The following is a 19,690-nucleotide window of genomic DNA, read 5'->3' on the forward strand; positions in this document are numbered from 1 at the left end:
TCGTTGGCCGCTTTCCGAAGTCAGGGCCGTTCTCCAAAGTTAGGGCCGTTCTCCAAAGTTAGGGCCGCGCCGGCCATTTGCTGGACATACGTCACCGCTTCGTAAGAGGTGATCGTCGCTTCCTGACCTAACCTCCAGATCATGAAGATCGACGTGGTGTTGCCATGCCTGAACGAGGAGGCCGCGCTCTCCTGGGTACTCGGCCGGATGCCGCACGGCTATCGCCCGATCGTGGTCGACAACGGTTCCACCGACGGCTCGGCCGGTGTCGCCACCGAGCATGGCGCACTGGTGGTGAGCGAGCCACGACGCGGGTTCGGCGCCGCCTGCCACGCCGGGTTGCTGGCCTCGACCGCCGAGGTCGTGTGCTTCATGGACGCCGACGCCTCGCTCGACCCGGGCCAGCTGCCACGGGTGGCCGGCCCGGTCCTGGCGGGCGAGAGCGAACTCGTACTCGGTCGACGGATGCCTCACTCCGGGCCCGTGCACGCCCGGGTCGCCAACGCCGTGCTGGCCGCACGCATGCGGCGCCGCACCGGCGCCCCACTACGCGACCTGGGTCCCATGCGCGCCTGCGGACGCGCCGGGCTGATCGAGCTGGGGCTGGCCGACCGCCGGTTCGGCTACCCCCTGGAGATGGTGCTGCGCGCGGCCTCGGCCGGCTGGCGGATCAACGAGGTGGAGGTCGACTACCTGCCGCGAGTGGGACGCTCCAAGGTGACCGGCACCGTGCGCGGCACCCTCCGGGCGATCGCCGACATGCGCCGCGTCATGGAAGAGACGGCATGAGCGCCGCGCAGATCGTGGTCATCGCCAAGGAGCCGGTGGCCGGGCGGGTGAAGACCCGGCTGACCCCGCCGTTCACCCCCGCCCAGGCCGCCTGCCTGGCGACGGCCGCGCTGCGGGACACGCTGCACGCCGTGGCCGCGACGCGGGTCCGCCGGCGGGTGCTCGCGCTCGAAGGGCTCCCCGGGACCTGGCTCCCGGACGGCTTCACCGTGATCCCCCAGCGCGGCGACGGCCTCGACCAGCGCCTGGCCGCCGCCTTCCACGACGCGCACCGGCTTCACCCGCTGCCCGTGGTCCTGATCGGCATGGACACTCCTCAGGTCACCCCGGAACTGCTGGACACCGCCGTCACCCTGCTGGCCGCTCACGACGCGGTGTACGGGCCGGCGTCCGACGGAGGCTTCTGGCTGCTCGGGCTGCGCCGTCCCGATCCGTCCCTGCTGCTCGGCGTGGCGATGTCGCGGCCCACCACCGGTGCCGCCCAGCTGCGACGCCTGCACGAGGCCGGGCTGGACGTGGCCCGCATGCCGGAGCTGGACGACGTCGACACCGCCTCCGACGTCTTCCACGTCGCGGCGCGGGCACCCGGATCCCGCTTCGCCGAGGCCCTGGCGGGCATCGGGACGGGAGTCACCCGATGATCGGCGAACTCTACGCGGAGTCCCTGACCGGCAGGGCCACCGAGATCGAGTACGTCGACGGGATCGTGGAGCCGCTGAAGCCGGATCGCTGGTTCGGGCCGATCGACGGCGACGAGGCCATGCTGGCCCGCTGCGCCGCTCCGACGCTGGACGTCGGCTCCGGACCCGGACGGCTCACCGTCGCGCTGACACGCAGAGGTGTCCCCGCGATGGGAATCGACGTCACCCCCCGCGCCGTCCACCTGACCCGTCGCGCCGGAGGCCTCGCCATCTGCCGCGACGTCTTCGACCGGGTCCCGAGCAGCGGCCGGTGGGCGACCGTGCTGCTCGCCGACGGCAACATCGGCATCGGCGGCGACCCGGCCGCCCTGATACGCAGGGTCAGGCAGCTGGTCCGGCCGGGCGGCGAGGTCCTCGCCGAGGTGGAGGGACCGAACGTGGCCAGCCGGGTGGACCGGGTACGGCTGTGCAACGGGGAGACGACCGGCGGCTGGTTCGGCTGGGCCCGGGTCTCGGTGACCGACATCGCGCGCCTGGCCCTGGCCGGAGGCTTTCCGGTGACCGAGCACTGGCAGGAGGCGGGCCGATGGTTCGCGAGCCTTCGCTGACAGCGCCCCCGCGCCCGCCCGGCCGGCCGGGTCCGACTTCACCGGCGGCCCGCGCCGCCGAGGGCCGGCCACCGCGAGAGGCGACGGCACCGTTGCCCCGCGCCGCCGAAGACCGGCCACCGCGAGAGACGGCGATGCCGTTGCCCCGCGCCGCCGAGGGCCGGCCACCGCGAGAGGCGGCATGGCGACGCCTGCCTTCGTCACCTCGCCGCGCCGAGGGCGTCCGGTCGTGAACAGCTTCGGCGACGCCCTGATCGGCGACTGGCATCGTGCCGCCTATGCCGCGGTCAAGGCGCTGGTGTTGTTCCTGACCGCCGTGGTGGCGTTCCGGCTCACCGAACGCCGGACCATGGCGGAGTTCGCCCCGTTCGACTGGGTCGCCGCCGTCGCGGTCGGTGCCATCGTGGGACGTACCGCCACCGCGTCCGACGCCTCGTGGCTGACGGGCGCCGCGGCGCTGCTGGCCCTGCTCGCCGCTCACACGGCCATCACCAGGCTGCGGTTCCTCCCGGTCGTCAGCCGCCTGGTCGACCCGCCGATGCGAATCCTGATCCGCGACGGAAACGTCAACTGGCGTGACCTGCGCCGTTGCGGGCTCACCGAAGCCGACCTCGACGCCGTGCTCCACCAGCACGGCTATCACGGCCCGGCCGGCATCCACCTCGCGATCTTCGAGGCCAAGGGCGCCGTCTCCATCCTGCCGCACCCTCCGGCCACACCGCCTCCGCCGCCAGGTGCGACCGGCGGCACGGGCCCCCGCGGGTGAGGGCGCCGGGGGCGCCGGACGACGATCGGGAAGAACCATCCGCGGACCTGGTGAAAAACGGGAAGAGGTGAGGCTTTGAGAAAGGCTCCTTTCGGTAAGGACCACCGGCGGGCCGGCAGGGTGGTCGTCTCACGCCGGCACCGGCTTCGGGGGGATCAGTGTCGGACGCATCCCGCGGGCGCGGCGCCGCCGGGGGTGGCGCCGTGAAGGGCGGGGGCATCCCGCGAGTGAGGGCTTGGCTGCGGGGGGACGTGCCGCCGCCGGGCCCGTTCCGCCCGGAGTTCTGGCGCAGCCCGCTGCGGGGCCCCTGGCTGACGTCGGTGTTCGGCCTGGTGCTGCTGGTGGGAATCCCGATCGTGGCCCTCACGGGCCTGATCTCCTACGCCGCCTACGATCCGCGACTGCCCGGCAACGACATCACTCCGGAGAAAGGGCTGCTGGGCTTCTATCTCTTCGACTGGCCGACCCGTCCGGTCTGGCTGTACCGGCTCAACCAGGGAGTCCACGTCATCCTCGGGCTCACCTTGGTGCCGGTGCTGCTGGCCAAGCTGTGGTCGGTGATCCCCAAGCTGTTCGCCTGGCCACCCGCCCGCTCCCCCGCCCAGTTGCTGGAGCGGGCCAGCCTGCTGCTCCTGGTCGGCGGCGCGGCCTTCCAGTTCACCACCGGCATCCTGAATATCCAGCTGTTCTACGTCTTCCCGTTCTCCTTCTACCCCGCCCACCTGTACGGCGCCTGGATCTTCCTGGCCGCCCTCGTGGCGCACGTCGTCATCAAGCTGCCCCGGGCGATCACCGCGCTGCGGTCCCGCGACTTCCGCCAGGAGCTGCGCACCGGCCTGCGCGACACCCGCCCGGAACCGCCCGATCCCGACGGGCTGGTGCCCGCCGCCCCGGCGCCGCCCACCGTGTCCCGGCGTGGCCTGCTGGCCTTCGTCGGCGGTGGGTCGCTGACGATGTTCGGCCTGTCCGTCGGCCAGACCCTCGACGGGCCGTTGCGCGGCACCGCGCTGCTGGCACCGCACGGCCGCACGTACGGTCCGGGCCCGAACGACTTCCAGGTGAACAAGACCGCGGCCAGCGTGGGCATCCGGGAGGCCGAAACCGGTCCCGGCTGGCGGCTGACCCTGACCGGGCCGCGTCCGGTGCGGCTGTCGCGCGCGGACCTGCTGGCACTGCCGCTGCACACCTACCCGCTGCCGATCGCCTGCGTGGAGGGCTGGTCCACCGAGCAGGAGTGGACCGGCGTACGGCTGGCCGACCTGGCCGGGCTCGCCGGGGCCGCCGCCGGGAGCGGGGTCTTCGTCCGGTCGCTGCAGCGCGGCGGTGTGTTCGGCCACGCGTCGCTGAGCGCCCGTCAGGTGGCCGACCCGCGCTCGCTGCTGGCACTGCGGGTCAACGGCGCCGACCTGTCGATGGACCACGGCTTCCCGGCCCGGATCATCGTGCCGGCCGCCCCCGGCGTGCACAACACCAAATGGGTGCGCGAACTCGACTTCCGGTCGTTCTCATGACCGGCCGCGACGGCGCGAGGGCGCGCCACACCGATGGACGACCACCCGGGGCGTTCTCGTGACCCGCCGCGAGAGTGCGCCGGGCCGGTGGACGACCTGGAAGACGCGGACGACCCGGAAGACGTGGACGGCCACGTACGGCGCCGGACCGGGGCACCTGCTCGCACTGGCCGTCTGCCTGGCGGTGGCCGGCTACGCCGCCACCCGGGTGATCGCCGCCGGGATCTGGGTGGGGTTCCTGCTGTGGTTCGTCGGCGCCGTGATCATCCATGACCTGGTGCTGTTCCCGCTCTACTCCTTGGCCGACACCGCCGTCCAGTCACGGTCGCGGCCTCCGGCACGCCCATCACGGCCACCGTCCACCGGCCGGTGGACCCCGGTCAACTACGTGCGTGTGCCGGCCGGGCTGTCGGGCCTGCTGCTGCTCGTCTGGTCTCCTCTCATCCTGCGCGCCTCGGAACGCGAGTACCGGGAGGCGACGGGGTTGAGCACCACCCCCTATCTGGGGCGATGGCTGCTGCTGACCCTCCTGTTCTTCGCCGCCTCGGGCCTGCTGTACGCGCTGCGGCACCGGGCCGCCGGGCGGGCGGCCCGGTGAGCACGCTCCGCCGCCGGACCGCCGGTCGGCCACCCCCGCCGGGTGGCGCCGTCCGTGCGGTCCACCGCGTGGGCGGACTCCCCACCATCGGTGGGATCCCATGAAGATCTCGTACTGATCGGGAGGTTTCCCATGGTCGAAGTCGTCGCGTTCGACGTCAACGAGACGCTGCTGGACCTGCGAGCGCTCGATGTCGTGTTCGAGGAGGCGCTGGGCTCGGCCGAGCTGCGCGCGCAGTGGTTCGCGCAGGCGCTTCAGATCGCCTTCGTCGGCGGTGTGACCGGCGAATACGTGGATTTCAGCATGGCGCAGCACGCCGCCCTGTCCATGCTGGCCGAGCGGCACGGCCGTAGCCTCGCCCCCGGCGACGCGACCGGGATCGTGGACCGGATGAGCTCGCTGCCCGCCCATCCGGAGGTGGCGGGGGCCCTGCGGCGGCTGCGCTCGACCTCGCTCACCGTGGTGGCCCTGACGAACTCCCCCGCGACGGTCGCCGAGGCGCAGCTCGTCAACAGCGGCATCCGAGATCACTTCCACGGCGTCGTCTCGGCCGGCTCCGTCAGGCGGCTCAAACCCGCCGAGGAGCCCTACCTCGCCGTGGCGAAGGCCTTCGACGTCGGCATCGCGGAGGTGCGGCTGGTGGCCGTGCACTGGTGGGACATCGCCGGTGCGCTCGCGACGGGCTGCAAGGCCGCGTTCGTCGCGCGTCCCGGGATGGTCCTGAGCCCGATCGGCCCGCGACCGGACATCGTCGGCGCCGACCTCGACGACGTCGTCGACCGGATCATGGCTCTCGACGTCGCCCAGCCCCGAGGCGGCCCCTCCGGCGACCGTCACCGCGACGGCCTCGAACCGTCCGACGAGGATGACGGCGGGAACCGGGGTCCGCCACTTCCGGAGCTGGGGACGGTCCCCCGCGGACGTGACCGGCGTGGCTTCTCAACGGCGGCTTCGCCGGCGTTCCCGCCCCGGCGACGTGGGAGCCGGGAGGGCTCAGGAGAACAGGGCTCGGCCCCAGTAGTCGCCCGCGTCGCGCACGCCCGGCGGGCAGGCGAACAGGCCGCTGGAGACGTGCTTGATGTACTCGTTGAGGGAGTCCCTGCCCGCCAGGGACCTCTGCACGGTGACGAACTGCCGGTGGGGGTCGCGCTGGTAGGCGATGAAGAACAGCCCGGCGTCCAGGCGGCCCAGCCCGTCGGAGCCGTCCACGTAGTTGTAGCCGCGGCGCAGCAGGCGCGCGCCGCCGTTGTGGGAGGGGTGCGCCAGCCGTACGTGCGCGTCGTCCTTGATCAGGGCTTCCCCGTCGGGGCCCTTGGCGTCGAAGTCGATCGCGTCGAACTCGGCCTTCCCGCCCAGCGGGGCCCCCTCCCCCTTGTCCCGGCCGAAGATCTGCTCCTGCTCGGCCAGCGGCGCCCGGTCCCACGTCTCGACCAGCATCCGGATCTTGCGGGTCACCAGGTAGCTGCCCCCGGTCATCCAGTCGGCGCCGTCGCCGGGTCCCACCCAGAGCTGCTCCCCCAGCAGCGCCACGTCCTCCAGCTTGAGGTTGGAGGTGCCGTCCTTGAAGCCCATCAGGTTGCGCGGCGTCGCCTGGGCGCGCGAGGTCGACGACGTACGGCCGAAGCCGAGCTGGGACCAGCGCACCGAGACCCGGCCGAAGCCGATGCGCGCCAGGTTGCGGATGGCGTGCACCGCCACCTGCGGGTCGTGCGCGCACGCCTGCACGCACAGGTCGCCGCCGGAGATCTCCGGCAGCAGCGCGTCACCGGGCAGGTGCGGCAGGTCGGCCAGCGCGGCCGGCCTGCGGGAGGCCAGCCCGAACCGGTCGTCGAACAGCGACCCGCCGAAGCCGACGGTGAGCGTGAGCCCGGAGGCGGGCAGGCCGAGGGCCTCGCCGGTGTCGTCGGGCGGCGCCTCGGGCTGGCCGCCGACCGCGCCGAACGCGCCCGCCTCCTGGCCCTGCGTCATCCTGGCCGCGGCGGCGGTCCACTCCTGCAGCAGCTCGGCCAGCTCCGCCTTCTTCCCGGTCGTCACGTCGAAGGAGACGAAGTGCAGCCGGTCCTGCGCCGGGGTGACGATGCCCGCCTGGTGCTCGCCGTAGAAGGGGACGGGGTCGGAGGCGGAGGCGACCCGGGCGGGGGCGGGCTCGCCGCCCGACCCGCGCAGCGCGACGGCGCCCGCGCCGGCGACCGCCACGCCCGCGGCGCCCATCCCGAACAGCTTCCTGCGACTGATCCGCTCGCTCATCGAACCCCTCCCCTACGGCTACGGCGGGCCGTCCGCTACTTGGCCACCACTGCGGCGATCTTGCTGATCGGCTCGGCGAGCGCGTTGATCGCGTCCGACAGCTTCCTGAGGTCGTCCTTGGACAGCTCGGTGTGCAGCTTCCAGCCGTCGCCCTTCCGATGGGCGCCGAGCGCGGCCTCGGCTCCGGCGAACTTCTCGTCCAGCGTCCCCACCAGCTCGGGGGCGCGCTCCTCGAGGACGGGGCGGAGCGCCTGCACCGCGGCCTTGGAACCCTGCAGGTTGGCGTCGAAGTCCCACAGGTCGGTGTGCGAGTAGCGGTCCTCCTCGCCGGTGATCTTGCCGGAGGCGACCTCGTCGAGCAGGCCCTTGGCGCCGTTGGCGAGCAGCACGGGCGACAGCTCGGCCGCGTTGGACTGCTCCACGACGGTCTTGATGTCGGCCATCAGCTTGTCGGCGACCGGCCCGTCCTCGCTCACGTCCTTGGCGACCCAGAGGTCCTTCTCGATCTTGTGGAAGCCGGTCCACTCCTCGCCCTCGGCCACGTCGTTCTCGCGGGCGTCGATGGCCGGGTCGAGGTCGCCGAAGATCTCCGCGACCGGCTCGATCCGCTCCCAGTAGGTGCGGGAGACGGGGAAGAGCTCCTTGGCCTTACCGATGTCCTCGGCCTTGACCGCGTCGACGAACTCCTGCGTCTTGGTCAGCAGCGTGTCGCTCTGCGACTTGATGTAGCGCTTGTAGCCGGCGGTCGCCGCGGAGAGCTGGGCGTCGTCGCTGAGCGGCTTGTGCTCTCCGGTGACCTTGAGCGGGCCGCGGACGCCCTTGCCGATCATGCCGGGCTTGCAGGCGGTCTGGTAGCTGCCTGCCGGAAGCTCCACGATCACCTCGCGGGTCAGGCCGGGAACGATGTTCTCCACCTCGCCCATGACCCGGTCACCGGCCGCGTAGACGTAGAACTCGGTCACCTTGGTGCCGCCGTTGGTGATCGAGAACGTCGAGGTGCCCGCGGGCACCTCGGTGACGGCGACCTTGCACTCGGTGTCGGTGGCGGCCACCGCGACGGGGCCGCCGTGGGCGTGGGCGGCGGGCGCTCCGGCGCCCGCGCCGGCGGTGGAGGCGGTGGGCTCGGCGGAGCAGGCGGTGAGGCCGGCGAGAGCGAGAGCGCTCGCGGCGATGGCAAGGGAAGTACGCATGGTCGTCCTGTTCAAGCGGTTTCAGCCCGCGGGCCGCGGGTCGGTCGAGGAGGTCTGGGGATTCCGGGACGCCGGGGCCGCCGGAGAGGCCGGGGACGTCGAGGCCGCCGGGGACCCCGAGGAGGCCGGGGAGGCCGGGGAGGCCGGGGAATCGGCGGGCGAGGCGGTCGGGCGGCTGCGGCGCGGCCTCAGGAAGAGGACGAGCGTCGGCACCGCGTAGGCGACCCACGCCACCGTCTCCAGCACGGTCGGCTGCGGGGTGATGTTGAACAGCCCGGCCAGCAGGGCTCCGTACCAGGAGTCGGCGGGCATCACGCCGCTGATGTCGAAGGCGTAGGCGGACAGGCCGGGCAGGACACCGGCCTCCTGCAGGTCGTGCACGCCGTACTTGAAGATGCCCGCGGCGACCAGGATCAGCAGCAGGCCCGTCCAGGTGAAGAACCTGGTCAGGTTGATCCGCATCGCGCTGCGGTAGATGGCCCAGCCCAGCGCGACCGCGGTGAGCAGGCCCAGGCTGATCCCGATCAGCGGGACGGCGGTGGTGGTGGCTCCCTGCACGGAGGCGAAGAACAGCAGCGCGGTCTCCAGCCCCTCGCGCGCCACGGCGAGGAAGGACATCACGACCACCGCGGTCGCGCCGACCTCCAGGGCCTGGCTCAACCTGGCGCGCAGCTCGCCGGAGAGGGTACGGGAGGCGCGACGCATCCAGAAGATCATCCAGGTGACGAACGCGGTGGCGAGCAGCGAGGTGATCGCCTCGAACAGCTCCTGCTGCCGGTACTCCAGGCGGGCGACGGTGAAGGTGAGCAGCGCGCCGAACGCGACCGACAGGACGAGCGCGGCGCCGACCCCGGCCCACACGAGGGGCAGCCGGTCGCGCCGGTCACTCTTGACGAGGAGCGCGACGAGCACGGAGACGACGAGCGTGGCCTCCAGGCCCTCGCGCAATCCGATGAGGTAGCTGGCGAACACCGTCACTCCATATATGGCAAGCCTTACCTAAAATGGGCAGAGCAACCCTACTCTCCACGAAGTGGCGGACTTTCACAGGGGTAACACTCTGAACAGGAACGATGATCACGACGGGGTGGCCGGCTCACCTCACGAACGGCTCCGAGTCCGACAGGAAAGGTCGGATGAAGCCGGAAATCCCCGTCACGACAGGTGATTGTCCAGGTTCATCGCGGAGCCAGCCGGCTGATCCGGCGTCTGGACCTCGACGGCCTCCCGGCGCCGTGAACCGAGCCCTGCCGGCCACCGGACGGCCGCCGGCCCGGGTGCGGCGCACTCGGAGGTTCCGGGGGCGAGCTCATGTCATGGGAGCGTCGGGACCGGCCGGGTTCGATCGCGTGTGCCTGGCGACACGGGTCTCACCGCCCCCGTCACGGCGTCACGGCGTCACGGCGTCACGGCGTCACGGCGTCACGGCGTCACGGCGTCACGGCGTCACGGCGTCACGGCGTCACGGCGTCACGGCGTCACGGCGTCACGGCGTCGGGAGGACGTCGGCCCGCAGGGATCGCCAGATCCGCTCGGGAAGCAGCCGGCACGCCTCGTCCAGGTCGATGCCGGGGGCACCGGCCAGCCACCGGCGGGCCGTCTCCGCCACCGGGCCGACGACCAGCATCTCCGTCAGCGCGTCCGGCAGCTCCACGACCAGCCCCGCCTCGGCGTACGGTCGCAGCCAGCCCAGGATCCCGGCCAGCCTGGGCTCCTTCTCCTTCGCGACCAGGGCGGCGTGCGCGGGGAGGAAGGCGGCGTAGGCGGAGGCGTGGACGAAGTGCGCGGCGGCCCTGTGCTCGCGGGTGTAGCCCAGGTATCCGGTGACCACGGCCTCGATACCGGCGGCGGCCCGCGTCTCCGCGCTCTCACCGGCCCCCACCCCCTTACCGGCTCCCACGCCCCGTGCGGCCTCCGCGCCCTCCCCCGGCGGCACCGCGGCGAGGGCGGCGATCACGGCGTCGAGCAGGCCGGACAGGCAGCGGGCGTAGAGTGCCGCCGCCAGCCCGTCGAAGCTGCCGAAATGGTGGTAGAGGCTGCCGACGCTGACGCCGCTCGTACCGGTCACCGCCGTCATGGTGAAGCCGTCGGCGCCCTCCCTCTCGTAGAGGTCCAGCGCCGCGGCCAGCAGCCGCTCCCTGGTCTCCTCGCCGCGCCGGTGCCTAGGCGACACCGGTCAGCTCCGCGGCCTGCGCCCACAGCCTCCCCGCCGTAGCCGGGTCGGCGGCCACCGGGGCGAGGGGCCTCTCGCGGTCGACGTCGAAGTAACGCCCGGTGCCGGTGCGGTCGAGCGCCAGCCGTACGACGGGGGCCGCGCCCTCCGCCGGCGCCTTCCACAGCAGCTTCGCGGCCTTCAGCAGCAGTCCCACCGGGCCGCCCCGGTCGCCGAGCCCGGTCCTGATCACCCCGGGGTGCACGGCGTCGATCGTGATCTCCCGTCGCCTCCAGCGTTCGGCCCACAACGGCATCAGCGCCAGGTTGCAGAGCTTGGTGTCGGCGTAGGTGCGTACGGGAGAGAAGTCGGCGCCGGCCGGGGTGCGCGCGGGGTCGGCCCTGCCCTTGACGTACAGACCCGCGGTGACCTGGACGACCCGGTCCAGGCGGTCCTCCAGCAGGTGGTTGAGCAGGAAGGGCGCCAGGTGGTTGACGGCGAAGGACTCCTCGAACCCGTCCTCGGTGAGCCGTCGCGCCGACGGCCAGATCCCGGCGTTGTGGACCAGCACGTCGAGCCGCGGGCAGGTTCCGGCCAGCGCCTCGGCGGCGGCCCGGATCCCCTTCAGGGTCGAGAGGTCACCGGTGACCGGCTCGGCGCCGAGCCGGGCGGCCTCGTGCGCCGCGGCGGGACTCCTCGCCAGGAGGACCACCCGGTGGCCGCGGCGGGCGAACTCCTCGGCCGTGGCCAGGCCGATCCCGCGGCTGCCTCCGGTGATGACGACGGTGACTCTCACCCTGGAAGCGTAACCGATTCTAGAGAGACTCTCTAGAATGCCGGGCATGCGGTCGCCCGGCAGCATGGTGTGGAGACCGACGACGATGCCGGACGGTCAGGCGGCGAGCATGGTGTGGAGACCGACGACGATGCCGGCGGCCACGACCAGGAAGCAGAGCCCGGCTCCCACGCGACCGGCCGCCCGCCCGCTGGACAGGCCGACCAGGGCCAGGGAGAAGACCGCGACCAGCCCGGCGCCCGCCAGCAGCGAGGCGAGCAGGACCCTCCACAGCGCGTCCAGATCGATGTACTCGTTCACGCGGCGTCCTCCCTCGTCCTCATGGCCGGGGCGAGCCGGCCGGTCCGATCGGCGTACTCGTTCACGCGGCGTGCTCCCTCGTCCTCGCGGCCGGGGCGAGCCGGCCGGTCCATTCGTCGTTGACGTTGCCGGCGTTGACCGGGCGGCGCCGCGAGGCCAGGTAGAGCGCCCCCGACAGCGCCAGGGCGACGCCGAAGACGACGCCGACCCCCAGCGCGCCGCCGATCACGTTGGCGCCCGCCCAGGCCAGCGCGCCGACCACGGCGGCGGCCGGGAGGGTGATCAGCCACGCGGCCCCCATCCTGGCCGCGATGCTCCAGCGGACCTCGGCCAGGTGCTTGCCGATGCCCGAGCCGATCACCGAGCCCGCGCAGACGTGCGTGGTCGACAGCGGGAAGCCGAAGTGCGAGGAGGCGAAGATCACGGCCGCCGAGGACCCCTCGGCCGCGAAACCCTGCGGGGTCTCGATCTCGGTCAGCCCCTTGCCGAGGGTACGGATCACCCGCCAGCCGCCCAGGTAGGTGCCCAGCGCGATCGCGGAGGCGCTGGCCACGATCACCCAGGTCGGGGTACCCGCGTCCTTGCCGATGGCACCGGCGGCGATCATCGCCAGGGTGATGATGCCCATCGTCTTCTGCGCGTCGTTGGTGCCGTGGGCCAGCGAGACCAGCGAGGCCGAGCCGATCTGGCCGTATTTGAACCCGCGTTTCCTGGTGCCGTCGGGGACGTTGCGGGTGATGACGTAGACCAGGTAGGTGCCGACGGTGGCCACTAGGATCGCCGCCAGCGGCGCCAGGACCGCCGGGATGAGCACCTTGGACACGATCTCCGCGCCCTTGACGGCCGAGGCGCCCGCCGCGATCAGCGTGGCCCCGACCACGCCGCCGATCAACGCGTGCGAGGAACTGGAGGGGATGCCGAAGTACCAGGTCAGCAGGTTCCAGGCCAGGCCTCCGATCAGCCCGGCGAAGACGACCGTCAGGGTGATGGCGCCGGAGTCGACGATGCCGGTCGCGATGGTGGCCGCGACCTTCAGCGACAGGAACGCCCCCGCGAAGTTGAGGATCGCCGACAACCCGACCGCGACCTTGGGACGCAGCGCGCCGGTGGCGATCGAGGTCGCCATGGCGTTGGCGGTGTCGTGAAAGCCGTTGGTGAAGTCGAAGGACAACGCGGTGACGATCACGATGGCGAGCAACACGAAGTTCGCATCCATGCCCGCAGATATGACACCTCAGACGACATATATGCAGATCAGAGAATTCCATACGGAGAATTCATCTTCCTGTCGACCGCGTGTCACCCGGACGACGGAAATCGTGGGGGCCGCTTCTCGCCGCGCCGGGGGCCGCGGACGACCGGTCCGGGACGGACCTCGGACCGCCCCCGCACCGGGGGCGCTCGATCGATCAGAGGTATCCCCACTCGGCGCAGATCTCGCGCAGTTCCTCCGGGATCTCCTCCGGGGCGGGCAGCGGCCTGCCCGGCTGGACCCTGCCGGTCCTGATCTTGTCGCGCCAGTCCCCGATGCCCTTCACGAACTCCCCGTGCCCGTGGTCACCGTAGGTGATCATGCCGGGCTCGTAGCCGACCCCGAGGTGGTCGCAGACCCGCCGCATCTCCTTCTCCGGGTCGGCGACGAGGTCCTCGTACGTCAGGGTGAGCCCGTCGAGCAGCCGCCTGGCCTCGGTGAGGTGGCGCATGTACTGCAGGGTGTGCCGGACCGCCTCCGCCCAGGGGCGCTCCAGCGGGGCGGCCTCGTGCCACGACAGCGCGATCGAGGCGGGGTGGCGCATCAGGAAGACGTAGCGCGCGTCGGGCCAGCAGGTCGCGAGGCGCCGGTGGGCGAAGACGTTGCTGGGCGTCTTGTCGACGATGATCTGCTTGCCGCTCCCGGCCAGCTCGCGGTGGAGCATGCGGTCCCACAGGATGTGCTCGATGTCGCTGGCGGAGAGGCCGAGCGCCTCCATCGCCTGGCGCAGCGGGTCGGTGGTCAGCGTGACCGCCAGGCGCCGCACGTGCAGCTCGTGCGGCGCGTGGATCCGGGAGTGGCTGTTCAGCATGACGCGCAGCAGGGTGGAGCCGGACCTCACCGGCGACAGCACGAAAACCGGTTCGCGCAGCAGCCGGTCGACCTCCGGGTCGGCCGGTGGCCGGGGAACGTCCACGGGCGGCGGAGGCGGGGGTGGGGGCGGCGGAGGTGTGACCCTGCGCCGCACACGGGTGATGTTGTAGCCCGTCATCCCTTCGAGAGCCGTGTTGACTCTGGTCTTCCACGCCATGACCAGCACCGTAGGCAGCCAAGGCATCGGGAAAGTGAACGTGACCTGTGGGTTGGGTGTGCCGCGCCGTGCGACCGCCGCCGCACGGCGCGACCTTCCCCCGGGGTGCGGCCCGGGGGGCGGACCGGGTGTGGATCAGGTACGGAACGGGCCGGTCACGCAGTAGGTGATCCCCCCGGAGGAGGAACCGGACGTGCCGCGCTGGGAGGAGAAGTACAGGCGGTTGCCCGCGGGGTTGAAGGCGGGGCCGGTGATCTCCGAGGATCCCTGGCCGCCGACGCGCAGGAAGGGGGAGATCGTGTCGTTGGCGGTGATCAGGCAGATCTCCATGTTGCCGCCGTCCTCGGCGACGTACAGGTCGCCGAAGGTCGAGCCGGTGACGTTGTCCACGCCGGTCAGCGGGGCGGTGCCGGGGCTGACGAGGCTGTCGTCGTAGGCGAGCTCGTAGGTGCCGGCGGCGACGTTGACCTGCCAGACCCGGTTGTCGCCCTTGGTGGTGAACCACACGGTGTTGTCGGCGTAGTAGCAGCCCTCGCCGCCGTTGAAGGACTTCGACCCGGAGACCTGGTTGCGGGTCGCGGTCGGGGAGCCGTCTGGGTCTATCACGTTCGCCCAGGTGAACGAGCCACTGGTGGCGGAGCCCGCGCGCAGCACCTGCAGCGTGCCGGAGGACAGGTCGCCCCAGGTGGTGGGGACGAAGCGGTAGAAGCGCCCGTCGCTCTCGTCCTCGGTGAGGTAGACGACCTTGCGGACCGGGTCGGCCGCCGCCGCCTCGTGCTTGAAGCGGCCCATGGCCGGGCGCTGTGTCGCCGCGCCTCCGAAGGGGCGGGTCTCGTAGACGAAGCCGCGGTCGACCTCCTCGCACGACAGCCAGGTGTTCCACGGCGTCGCGCCGCCCGCGCAGTTCTGCCGGGTGCCCGACAGGATCGAGGAGGCGGACACCACGTTGCCGGAGGAGTTGAAGCGGATCGCCGAGGCGCCGCCGCCGGGGTTGATCTCCGAGTTGGACACGTAGATCCAGCCGCCGCCGTCGGCGAAGCAGGCGCCGCCGTCGGGGGCGCTGTGCCAGGTGTAGGAGGTGCCGGGGACCGTCTGGCCCGATCGGGCGATCACCCGGCTGGTGAACCCCGCCGGGAGCTGGATGCCGTTGGCGTCGGCGGCCAGCAGGGAGCCGTAGGGGCCCGGGGCGTTCTGGGCCGGGGCCGCGAGGGCGGCGTCCTGCCAGAGACTTCCGGTGAGGGCCAGGGTGCCCGTACCGAGCACCGAGGCACGAAGGAATGTGCGGCGTTCCATCGACGAACCTCCAAGACGAGGATCAGCAGAACCACTTTCCTGAGCGGTCCCAACGGTAGGAGCGCCGGTGAACACCCGCCGGTGAATACGGTTAACGGCGTATGGCCCGTATGTGCTGATTGCGGCGCTACAGGGGGATGCATCCCTTCTGTCTTATGTCAGGTGACGCCCCGTGGAAATGGGAGAGCGAAGGGTCCCGCCGGGCCCCGAGGGCGAAGGCGCGCTCGAAACAGCGGCTCGGACCTGCGGCTCGGACCGGCCGGAAGTTCTCCGATCCGGGGTGAAACAATCCGCCGGCGTCCGGACACGTGCGGAGTGGAAGAGTCCCCGACGAGAGGGAGCAGCGTGGGCCCCCCTGACTCCAGACAGCGCTTCGAGAAGATCTACCGGGCGCACTATCCCGACATCCTCGCCTACCTCCGGCGACGTACCCGCTCCTCCGAGGACGCCGCCGACGCCCTCGCCGAGACCTTCACCGTCGCCTGGCGCCGGCTGGAGGACATCCCGGACGGCCGTACGGCCCGCCTGTGGCTGTACGGCGTGGCCCGCCGCGTCCTGGCCAACGGCCGCCGGGCCGAGTCCCGCCGCGGCGAGCTGGTCGGACGGCTCGGCGTGCAGCTCGCGCTGTGGGCGGAGACGGCCGGACCGGCCGGCCAGGAGGGGCTCGACGACGTCCGCGAGGCGTTCGGGCGGCTGAATCCCGACGACAGGGAGGTGCTCTCCCTGGCCGTCTGGGAGGGGCTGGGCTCCGCGGAGATCGCGACGGTGCTGGGCTGCTCGCGCGGCGCGGCCCGCCTGCGGCTGCACCGCGCGCGCAAGCGCCTTGCCGGCGAGCTGGACACCGCCGGAGTCGACCTGACCCGATACGGCTCGCGCGCCATCGCACTGACGAGACTGACGGAGGAGAAGACGTGCTGAACGACGTGCACCGCACCATCGACCGCCTGGTGGCGGACATCGCGCCCGACCCCGGCCCCGGCATGACCCCGCTCGCCATGGAGCTGTTCCAGGAGATCACCTCGGCCCCGGCCGCCGTCCCCGCGCCTCCGCCCCGCCGCCGACGGCGGTTCGCCGTGCCGGTCGTCGCCGCGCTGGCCGCCTCGGCCGTGGTCGCCGGGTGGCTCCTCCCCCCCTCCCTCGGCGTCGGACCGGCCCCGGCCTCCGCGGCCCTGGACATCAAGCGGGAGGACGACCACTACGTCATCACGGTGAAGGACCTGTTCGCCGATCCGGACACCTACCGGTCCGAGCTCAGGGCACGGGGCCTGGACATCACGCTCAGGCTCCTGCCGACGTCCGCGAGCAGGGCGCGGGTCGTGTTCGTGATCAACGGTGTCGACCTCCTGAGGGAGGGGAAACCGGCACCCGCCGAGGGCGACATCACCACCGTCGACGCTCCGGGGCCCTGCCCGTACGCGAAGCCCGTCGGATGCCCGGCCAGCCTGAAGGTGCCGGTCGGCTACCGGCAGAAGGCCGAGATCGCGCTCGGCAGGGAGGCCCGTCCCGGGGAGAGGTACATGATCCCGCCGGGCCTCGGCATGCCCGGCGAGCCGCTCCACTGCGTGGAGTACGTCAACAAAACCGTCGCCGAGGTCCTGCCGATGCTGCGGGAACGCGGCGTGGAGCCGGAGTTCACCTCCCCCGGCCGCCGGAGCGTCGAGCCCTCGGCCCACGGCGACTGGTACGTCCACGACGGCGTCATGAGCGCGGCGGGCAGGGCGACCGTCCTGGCCGACCCCGCGCCGTACTCCCGGGCCGCGCCTCTAGACGCGTCCTGCCCCGGCGGCTCCTGAGCCACCGGGTCACCGGCGGACCCGGCGGGGAGCGGGGAGCGGGGAGCGGTCCTCGCCGCGCACGCGGGACCGTCCCGCGTTCCACCTCCCGGCCCCCTCCGTGACAGGCCCTCCCGCCACCGGGGGTGCGGGCGGTGGCGACGCCCGCACCCTCCTCACGGTCTCACTCGGGTCCGGGCCTCTCGATCTGGGCGGGCGGCGCCCCTTGAGGCTCGGGAACGGGGGTCCCGAACGGCCCGCCGGTCACATCTCCGCGACCTGCGGGATCGACGCCGAGCGCCGGGCGATGGAGCGTACGATCTCGCCGGTGCGGACGGCCGTCATGGACAGCAGCGACGAGGCGATCCCGTGGCTGTCCTCGGTGGCGCCCTGGAGGTAGACGCCCCAGCTCTGCCCGGGGTCGACGGAGACCCGGTAGTCGCGTTCCACCAGCAGCTCGCCCGCCTCGCCCGTGCGGCAGTGCTTGCGCGCCTCGCCGAGCAGGTCGAGGGGGTTGCGCTCGCGGTAGCCGGTCGCGCAGACGACCGCGTCGGCCTCGATCGTGCTCACCTCGCCCGTGGGCAGGAAGCACATCCTGACCCGGGCGGTGTCGCCGTCGTCGTGCACGTCGAGCAGGCGGGAGGCGTTCAGCATGCGCAGCCGCTGGACACCCGCGACCTTCTCGGCGTACGAGCGCCGGTAGAGCTCGTCGATGAGGTCGAGGTCCACCACCGAGTAGTTGGTGTTGCGGGAGTAGGCGAACAGCATGCGCTTCACGTCCTCGGGAGCGGTGAAGAAGTGGTCGACGGCCTCCGGGTCGAAGATGCGGTTGGCGAAGGGGCTGTCGTCGGCCGGCGAGTAGCCGTACCGGGTGAAGACCGCGCAGACCTCCGCGGACGGGTAGGTGCGGTGCAGGTGCTCGACGGTCTCGGCCGCGCTCTGCCCGGCGCCGACCACGACGAACCGCCGGGGCTCGCGCTCGCCGAAGGTCTCGAGCCGGGCGAGCAGGTCCTCGGTGTGCCAGATCCGCTCGCCCTGCCGCACGCCGTCGGGGAGCACGGGGTCGAGGCCGACCGCGATCACGAGGTTGCGGGCCAGGCAGGTGTGCAGCTCGTCGCCGTGCTGCACGACGACCTCGAGGGTGTCGTCGTCGTGCGGGCGCACCGCGACGACCTCGGAGTCGTAGCGCACCAGGTCGGTGAAGGAGGAGGCGACCCACTCCAGGTAGTCGTGGAACTCCAGCCTGGTGGGGAACATGGTCTTGTGGTTGATGAAGTCGACCAGTCGCCCCTTCTCCTGCAGGTAGGACAGGAAGGAGTACGAGCTGGTGGGGTTGCGCAGGGTGACCAGGTCCTTGAGGAAGTGGACCTGCATCGTGGCGCCCTCGATGAGCATGTTGCGGTGCCAGCCGAACCTCGGCTGCCTCTCGAAGAAGACCGCGTTCACGCTGGAGCCGTACTCCTCCTCCAGGGCCACCGCGAGCGCGAGGTTGGAAGGGCCGAAACCGATGCCCACGACGTCATAGACCGGGCTCGACATGTTCGCCTCTCACGTACTGAAGGGATGGTCCCCCCGCGGCCGGACGGCGGCGGGGGGCAGCATGGAACCGTATGGAACAGGGTGGAGCGGATGGGTCAGGCCCCGCCGACGGCCTTGGCGGCCTTGGCGACCTGGGGCACGACCTGGTCGATCACGTACGGGACCGCGAGCGGCGTGGGCGTGCGCAGCGGCCAGAACGCCTTGAGGTCCAGCGGCACGTAGGAGCCGCGCCTGACCACGTCGAGACCGGCGAACAGCTTGTTGGCCTCGATCTTCTTCTGGGTGGCGGCGTCGTCGTTGTAGTGGCTGAGCAGCAGGTCGACGTCGAGGACCTTGACCTTCTCCATGCTCAGCTCGGCCGCGAAGCCCTCACCGGGAAGCGCCTTGATCTCCTCGGGCAGCGCGAGCCCGAACTGGCCGAAGAGCTTGACGCTGATGTCGCTGTCGGACTTCATCACGCCGATGTTCCCCGAGGGGAAGACGCTCGTCAGCGCGAACTTCTTGCCGTCCAGCTCGGGGTAGGTCGTCTTGACCGAGGCGATCTTCGCCTCGACGTCGGTGACGAGCTTCTCCCCCTCCTCCGCCTTGCCGACCGCCTTGGCGACCTGGCGGGCCACCACCTGCCAGGAGTCCTCGGCGGGGCCGGTCTCGTAGGCGGTGGTCGGCGCGAGCTGGGAGAGGTTGGCGTACTCCTTGTCGATGTAGTAGTCGCCGCCCGCGAGGATGAGGTCGGGCTTGAGCGCGGCGATCTGCTCCAGCGAGAAGCCGGCCTCTCCGGCCTTCAGCAGCGTCGGCTTGGCGCCGGAGATCTTGGGGGCGGTCCAGGGGGTGAGCCCGTCGTCCTGGATGCCGGTCAGCTCCGCCATGGCGACCGGTTGCACGCCCAGGGCGAGCAGGGTGTCCTGGTCGACCTCGCCGAGGGCGACGATGCGTTGGGGCGCGGATTCGATCGTGGCGGTGCCGAGCTTGTGCGTGATGGTGACCGGGAATCCGGCGGCGGCGGCCTGGGAGGCGGGGGCGCTCGCGGCGGGCTGTTCGGCTCCGCCGCTCTCACCGGCGCACGCGCCCACCAGACCGAGGCCCAGCAGCAGCGTTCCGGTCGCGGCCAGGCGGCGCATCGTGTCGCGCATGAGTATGGATGTCCTTCCAAAGCCCGGGGAGGGCTCGCAGTTTTAGGTTAGGCTCACCTAACCTAACAATCTTTGA

At 71.9% G+C, this 19,690-nt stretch carries 19 protein-coding genes and 1 pseudogene; 9 read left to right on the plus strand and 11 right to left on the minus strand.

Annotation, left to right across the window (positions count from 1 at the left end; genetic code table 11):
- Nucleotides 1-141 precede the first annotated feature (141 nt).
- The 7 genes and pseudogenes from AC5L38_RS32545 to AC5L38_RS32575 form a co-directional block, all read left to right on the plus strand.
- Nucleotides 142-789, plus strand: coding sequence for a glycosyltransferase family 2 protein (locus AC5L38_RS32545; RefSeq protein WP_495246638.1), 648 nt, complete (start codon nucleotides 142-144; stop codon nucleotides 787-789).
- Entirely contained in the window at nucleotides 786-1,430 is a 645-nt protein-coding gene (locus AC5L38_RS32550) for a TIGR04282 family arsenosugar biosynthesis glycosyltransferase (RefSeq protein WP_495246639.1), read from the plus strand. The genes AC5L38_RS32545 and AC5L38_RS32550 overlap by 4 nt, the downstream gene beginning before the upstream one ends.
- Nucleotides 1,427-2,038 carry a class I SAM-dependent methyltransferase gene (locus tag AC5L38_RS32555; protein ID WP_495246640.1) on the plus strand — a complete coding sequence of 204 codons (612 nt, stop codon included), beginning with the start codon at nucleotides 1,427-1,429 and terminating at the stop codon, nucleotides 2,036-2,038. The genes AC5L38_RS32550 and AC5L38_RS32555 overlap by 4 nt, the downstream gene beginning before the upstream one ends.
- Nucleotides 2,039-2,219: 181 nt before the next feature.
- The gene (locus AC5L38_RS32560; RefSeq protein WP_495246641.1) at nucleotides 2,220-2,804 is read left to right on the plus strand and encodes a YetF domain-containing protein; all 585 of its coding nucleotides are present in this window, start codon (nucleotides 2,220-2,222) and stop codon (nucleotides 2,802-2,804) included.
- Nucleotides 2,805-3,031: 227 nt separating this feature from the next.
- Nucleotides 3,032-4,315 carry a molybdopterin-dependent oxidoreductase gene (locus tag AC5L38_RS32565; protein WP_495246642.1) on the plus strand — a complete coding sequence of 428 codons (1,284 nt, stop codon included), beginning with the start codon at nucleotides 3,032-3,034 and terminating at the stop codon, nucleotides 4,313-4,315.
- 58 nt (nucleotides 4,316-4,373) lie between these two features.
- On the plus strand, nucleotides 4,374-4,913 hold the full coding sequence (locus AC5L38_RS32570; RefSeq protein WP_495246643.1) for a hypothetical protein: 540 nt from the start codon (nucleotides 4,374-4,376) through the stop codon (nucleotides 4,911-4,913).
- 132 nt (nucleotides 4,914-5,045) lie between these two features.
- Nucleotides 5,046-5,570 (plus strand): annotated as a pseudogene (locus AC5L38_RS32575) (HAD family hydrolase); the annotation flags it as partial.
- Between the two features lie 336 nt (nucleotides 5,571-5,906).
- On the opposite strand, the gene efeB reads toward AC5L38_RS32575, so the two are convergent.
- From efeB to AC5L38_RS32620, 9 genes are all read right to left on the minus strand, one after another.
- Nucleotides 5,907-7,160: an iron uptake transporter deferrochelatase/peroxidase subunit gene (gene efeB, locus AC5L38_RS32580; protein WP_495246644.1), complete on the minus strand. Its 1,254-nt coding sequence runs from the start codon at nucleotides 7,158-7,160 to the stop codon at nucleotides 5,907-5,909.
- A gap of 35 nt (nucleotides 7,161-7,195) precedes the next feature.
- Entirely contained in the window at nucleotides 7,196-8,350 is a 1,155-nt protein-coding gene (gene efeO, locus AC5L38_RS32585) for an iron uptake system protein EfeO (RefSeq protein ID WP_495246645.1), read from the minus strand.
- A 21-nt stretch (nucleotides 8,351-8,371) separates the two neighbouring features.
- Nucleotides 8,372-9,322: an iron uptake transporter permease EfeU gene (gene efeU / locus AC5L38_RS32590; protein WP_495246646.1), complete on the minus strand. Its 951-nt coding sequence runs from the start codon at nucleotides 9,320-9,322 to the stop codon at nucleotides 8,372-8,374.
- A 514-nt stretch (nucleotides 9,323-9,836) separates the two neighbouring features.
- The gene (locus AC5L38_RS32595; RefSeq protein WP_495246647.1) at nucleotides 9,837-10,523 is read right to left on the minus strand and encodes a TetR/AcrR family transcriptional regulator; all 687 of its coding nucleotides are present in this window, start codon (nucleotides 10,521-10,523) and stop codon (nucleotides 9,837-9,839) included.
- A complete protein-coding gene (locus AC5L38_RS32600; protein ID WP_495246648.1) occupies nucleotides 10,513-11,298 on the minus strand; it encodes an SDR family NAD(P)-dependent oxidoreductase in 786 nt (261 codons plus the stop codon). Before AC5L38_RS32600 ends, AC5L38_RS32595 begins: the two co-directional genes overlap by 11 nt.
- 96 nt (nucleotides 11,299-11,394) lie before the next feature.
- On the minus strand, nucleotides 11,395-11,598 hold the full coding sequence (locus AC5L38_RS32605) for a hypothetical protein (RefSeq protein WP_495246649.1): 204 nt from the start codon (nucleotides 11,596-11,598) through the stop codon (nucleotides 11,395-11,397).
- A gap of 61 nt (nucleotides 11,599-11,659) precedes the next feature.
- Complete coding sequence (locus AC5L38_RS32610; RefSeq protein ID WP_495246650.1) at nucleotides 11,660-12,814, minus strand: inorganic phosphate transporter; 1,155 nt, start codon at nucleotides 12,812-12,814, stop codon at nucleotides 11,660-11,662.
- A 193-nt stretch (nucleotides 12,815-13,007) separates the two neighbouring features.
- A complete protein-coding gene (locus AC5L38_RS32615; protein WP_495246651.1) occupies nucleotides 13,008-13,907 on the minus strand; it encodes a sulfotransferase family protein in 900 nt (299 codons plus the stop codon).
- 108 nt (nucleotides 13,908-14,015) lie between these two features.
- Entirely contained in the window at nucleotides 14,016-15,173 is a 1,158-nt protein-coding gene (locus AC5L38_RS32620; RefSeq protein ID WP_495246652.1) for an alkaline phosphatase PhoX, read from the minus strand.
- A gap of 345 nt (nucleotides 15,174-15,518) precedes the next feature.
- On the opposite strand from AC5L38_RS32620, the gene AC5L38_RS32625 reads away from it, so the two are divergent.
- Both AC5L38_RS32625 and AC5L38_RS32630 read left to right on the plus strand, forming a co-directional pair.
- Nucleotides 15,519-16,091, plus strand: coding sequence for an RNA polymerase sigma factor (locus AC5L38_RS32625; protein ID WP_495246653.1), 573 nt, complete (start codon nucleotides 15,519-15,521; stop codon nucleotides 16,089-16,091).
- Nucleotides 16,085-16,966, plus strand: a complete 882-nt coding sequence (locus AC5L38_RS32630; protein ID WP_495246654.1) for a hypothetical protein — start codon at nucleotides 16,085-16,087, stop codon at nucleotides 16,964-16,966. Before AC5L38_RS32625 ends, AC5L38_RS32630 begins: the two co-directional genes overlap by 7 nt.
- A gap of 243 nt (nucleotides 16,967-17,209) precedes the next feature.
- Here AC5L38_RS32630 and AC5L38_RS32635 read toward each other — a convergent pair whose 3' ends face one another.
- Nucleotides 17,210-18,484, minus strand: coding sequence for a lysine N(6)-hydroxylase/L-ornithine N(5)-oxygenase family protein (locus AC5L38_RS32635; RefSeq protein WP_495246655.1), 1,275 nt, complete (start codon nucleotides 18,482-18,484; stop codon nucleotides 17,210-17,212).
- 95 nt (nucleotides 18,485-18,579) lie between these two features.
- Nucleotides 18,580-19,614 (minus strand): iron-siderophore ABC transporter substrate-binding protein, encoded by a 1,035-nt coding sequence (locus tag AC5L38_RS32640; protein ID WP_495246656.1) that lies wholly within the window; start codon nucleotides 19,612-19,614, stop codon nucleotides 18,580-18,582.
- Nucleotides 19,615-19,690: the final 76 nt, after the last annotated feature.

It is taken from the genome of Streptosporangium nanhuense, assembly GCF_059358815.1.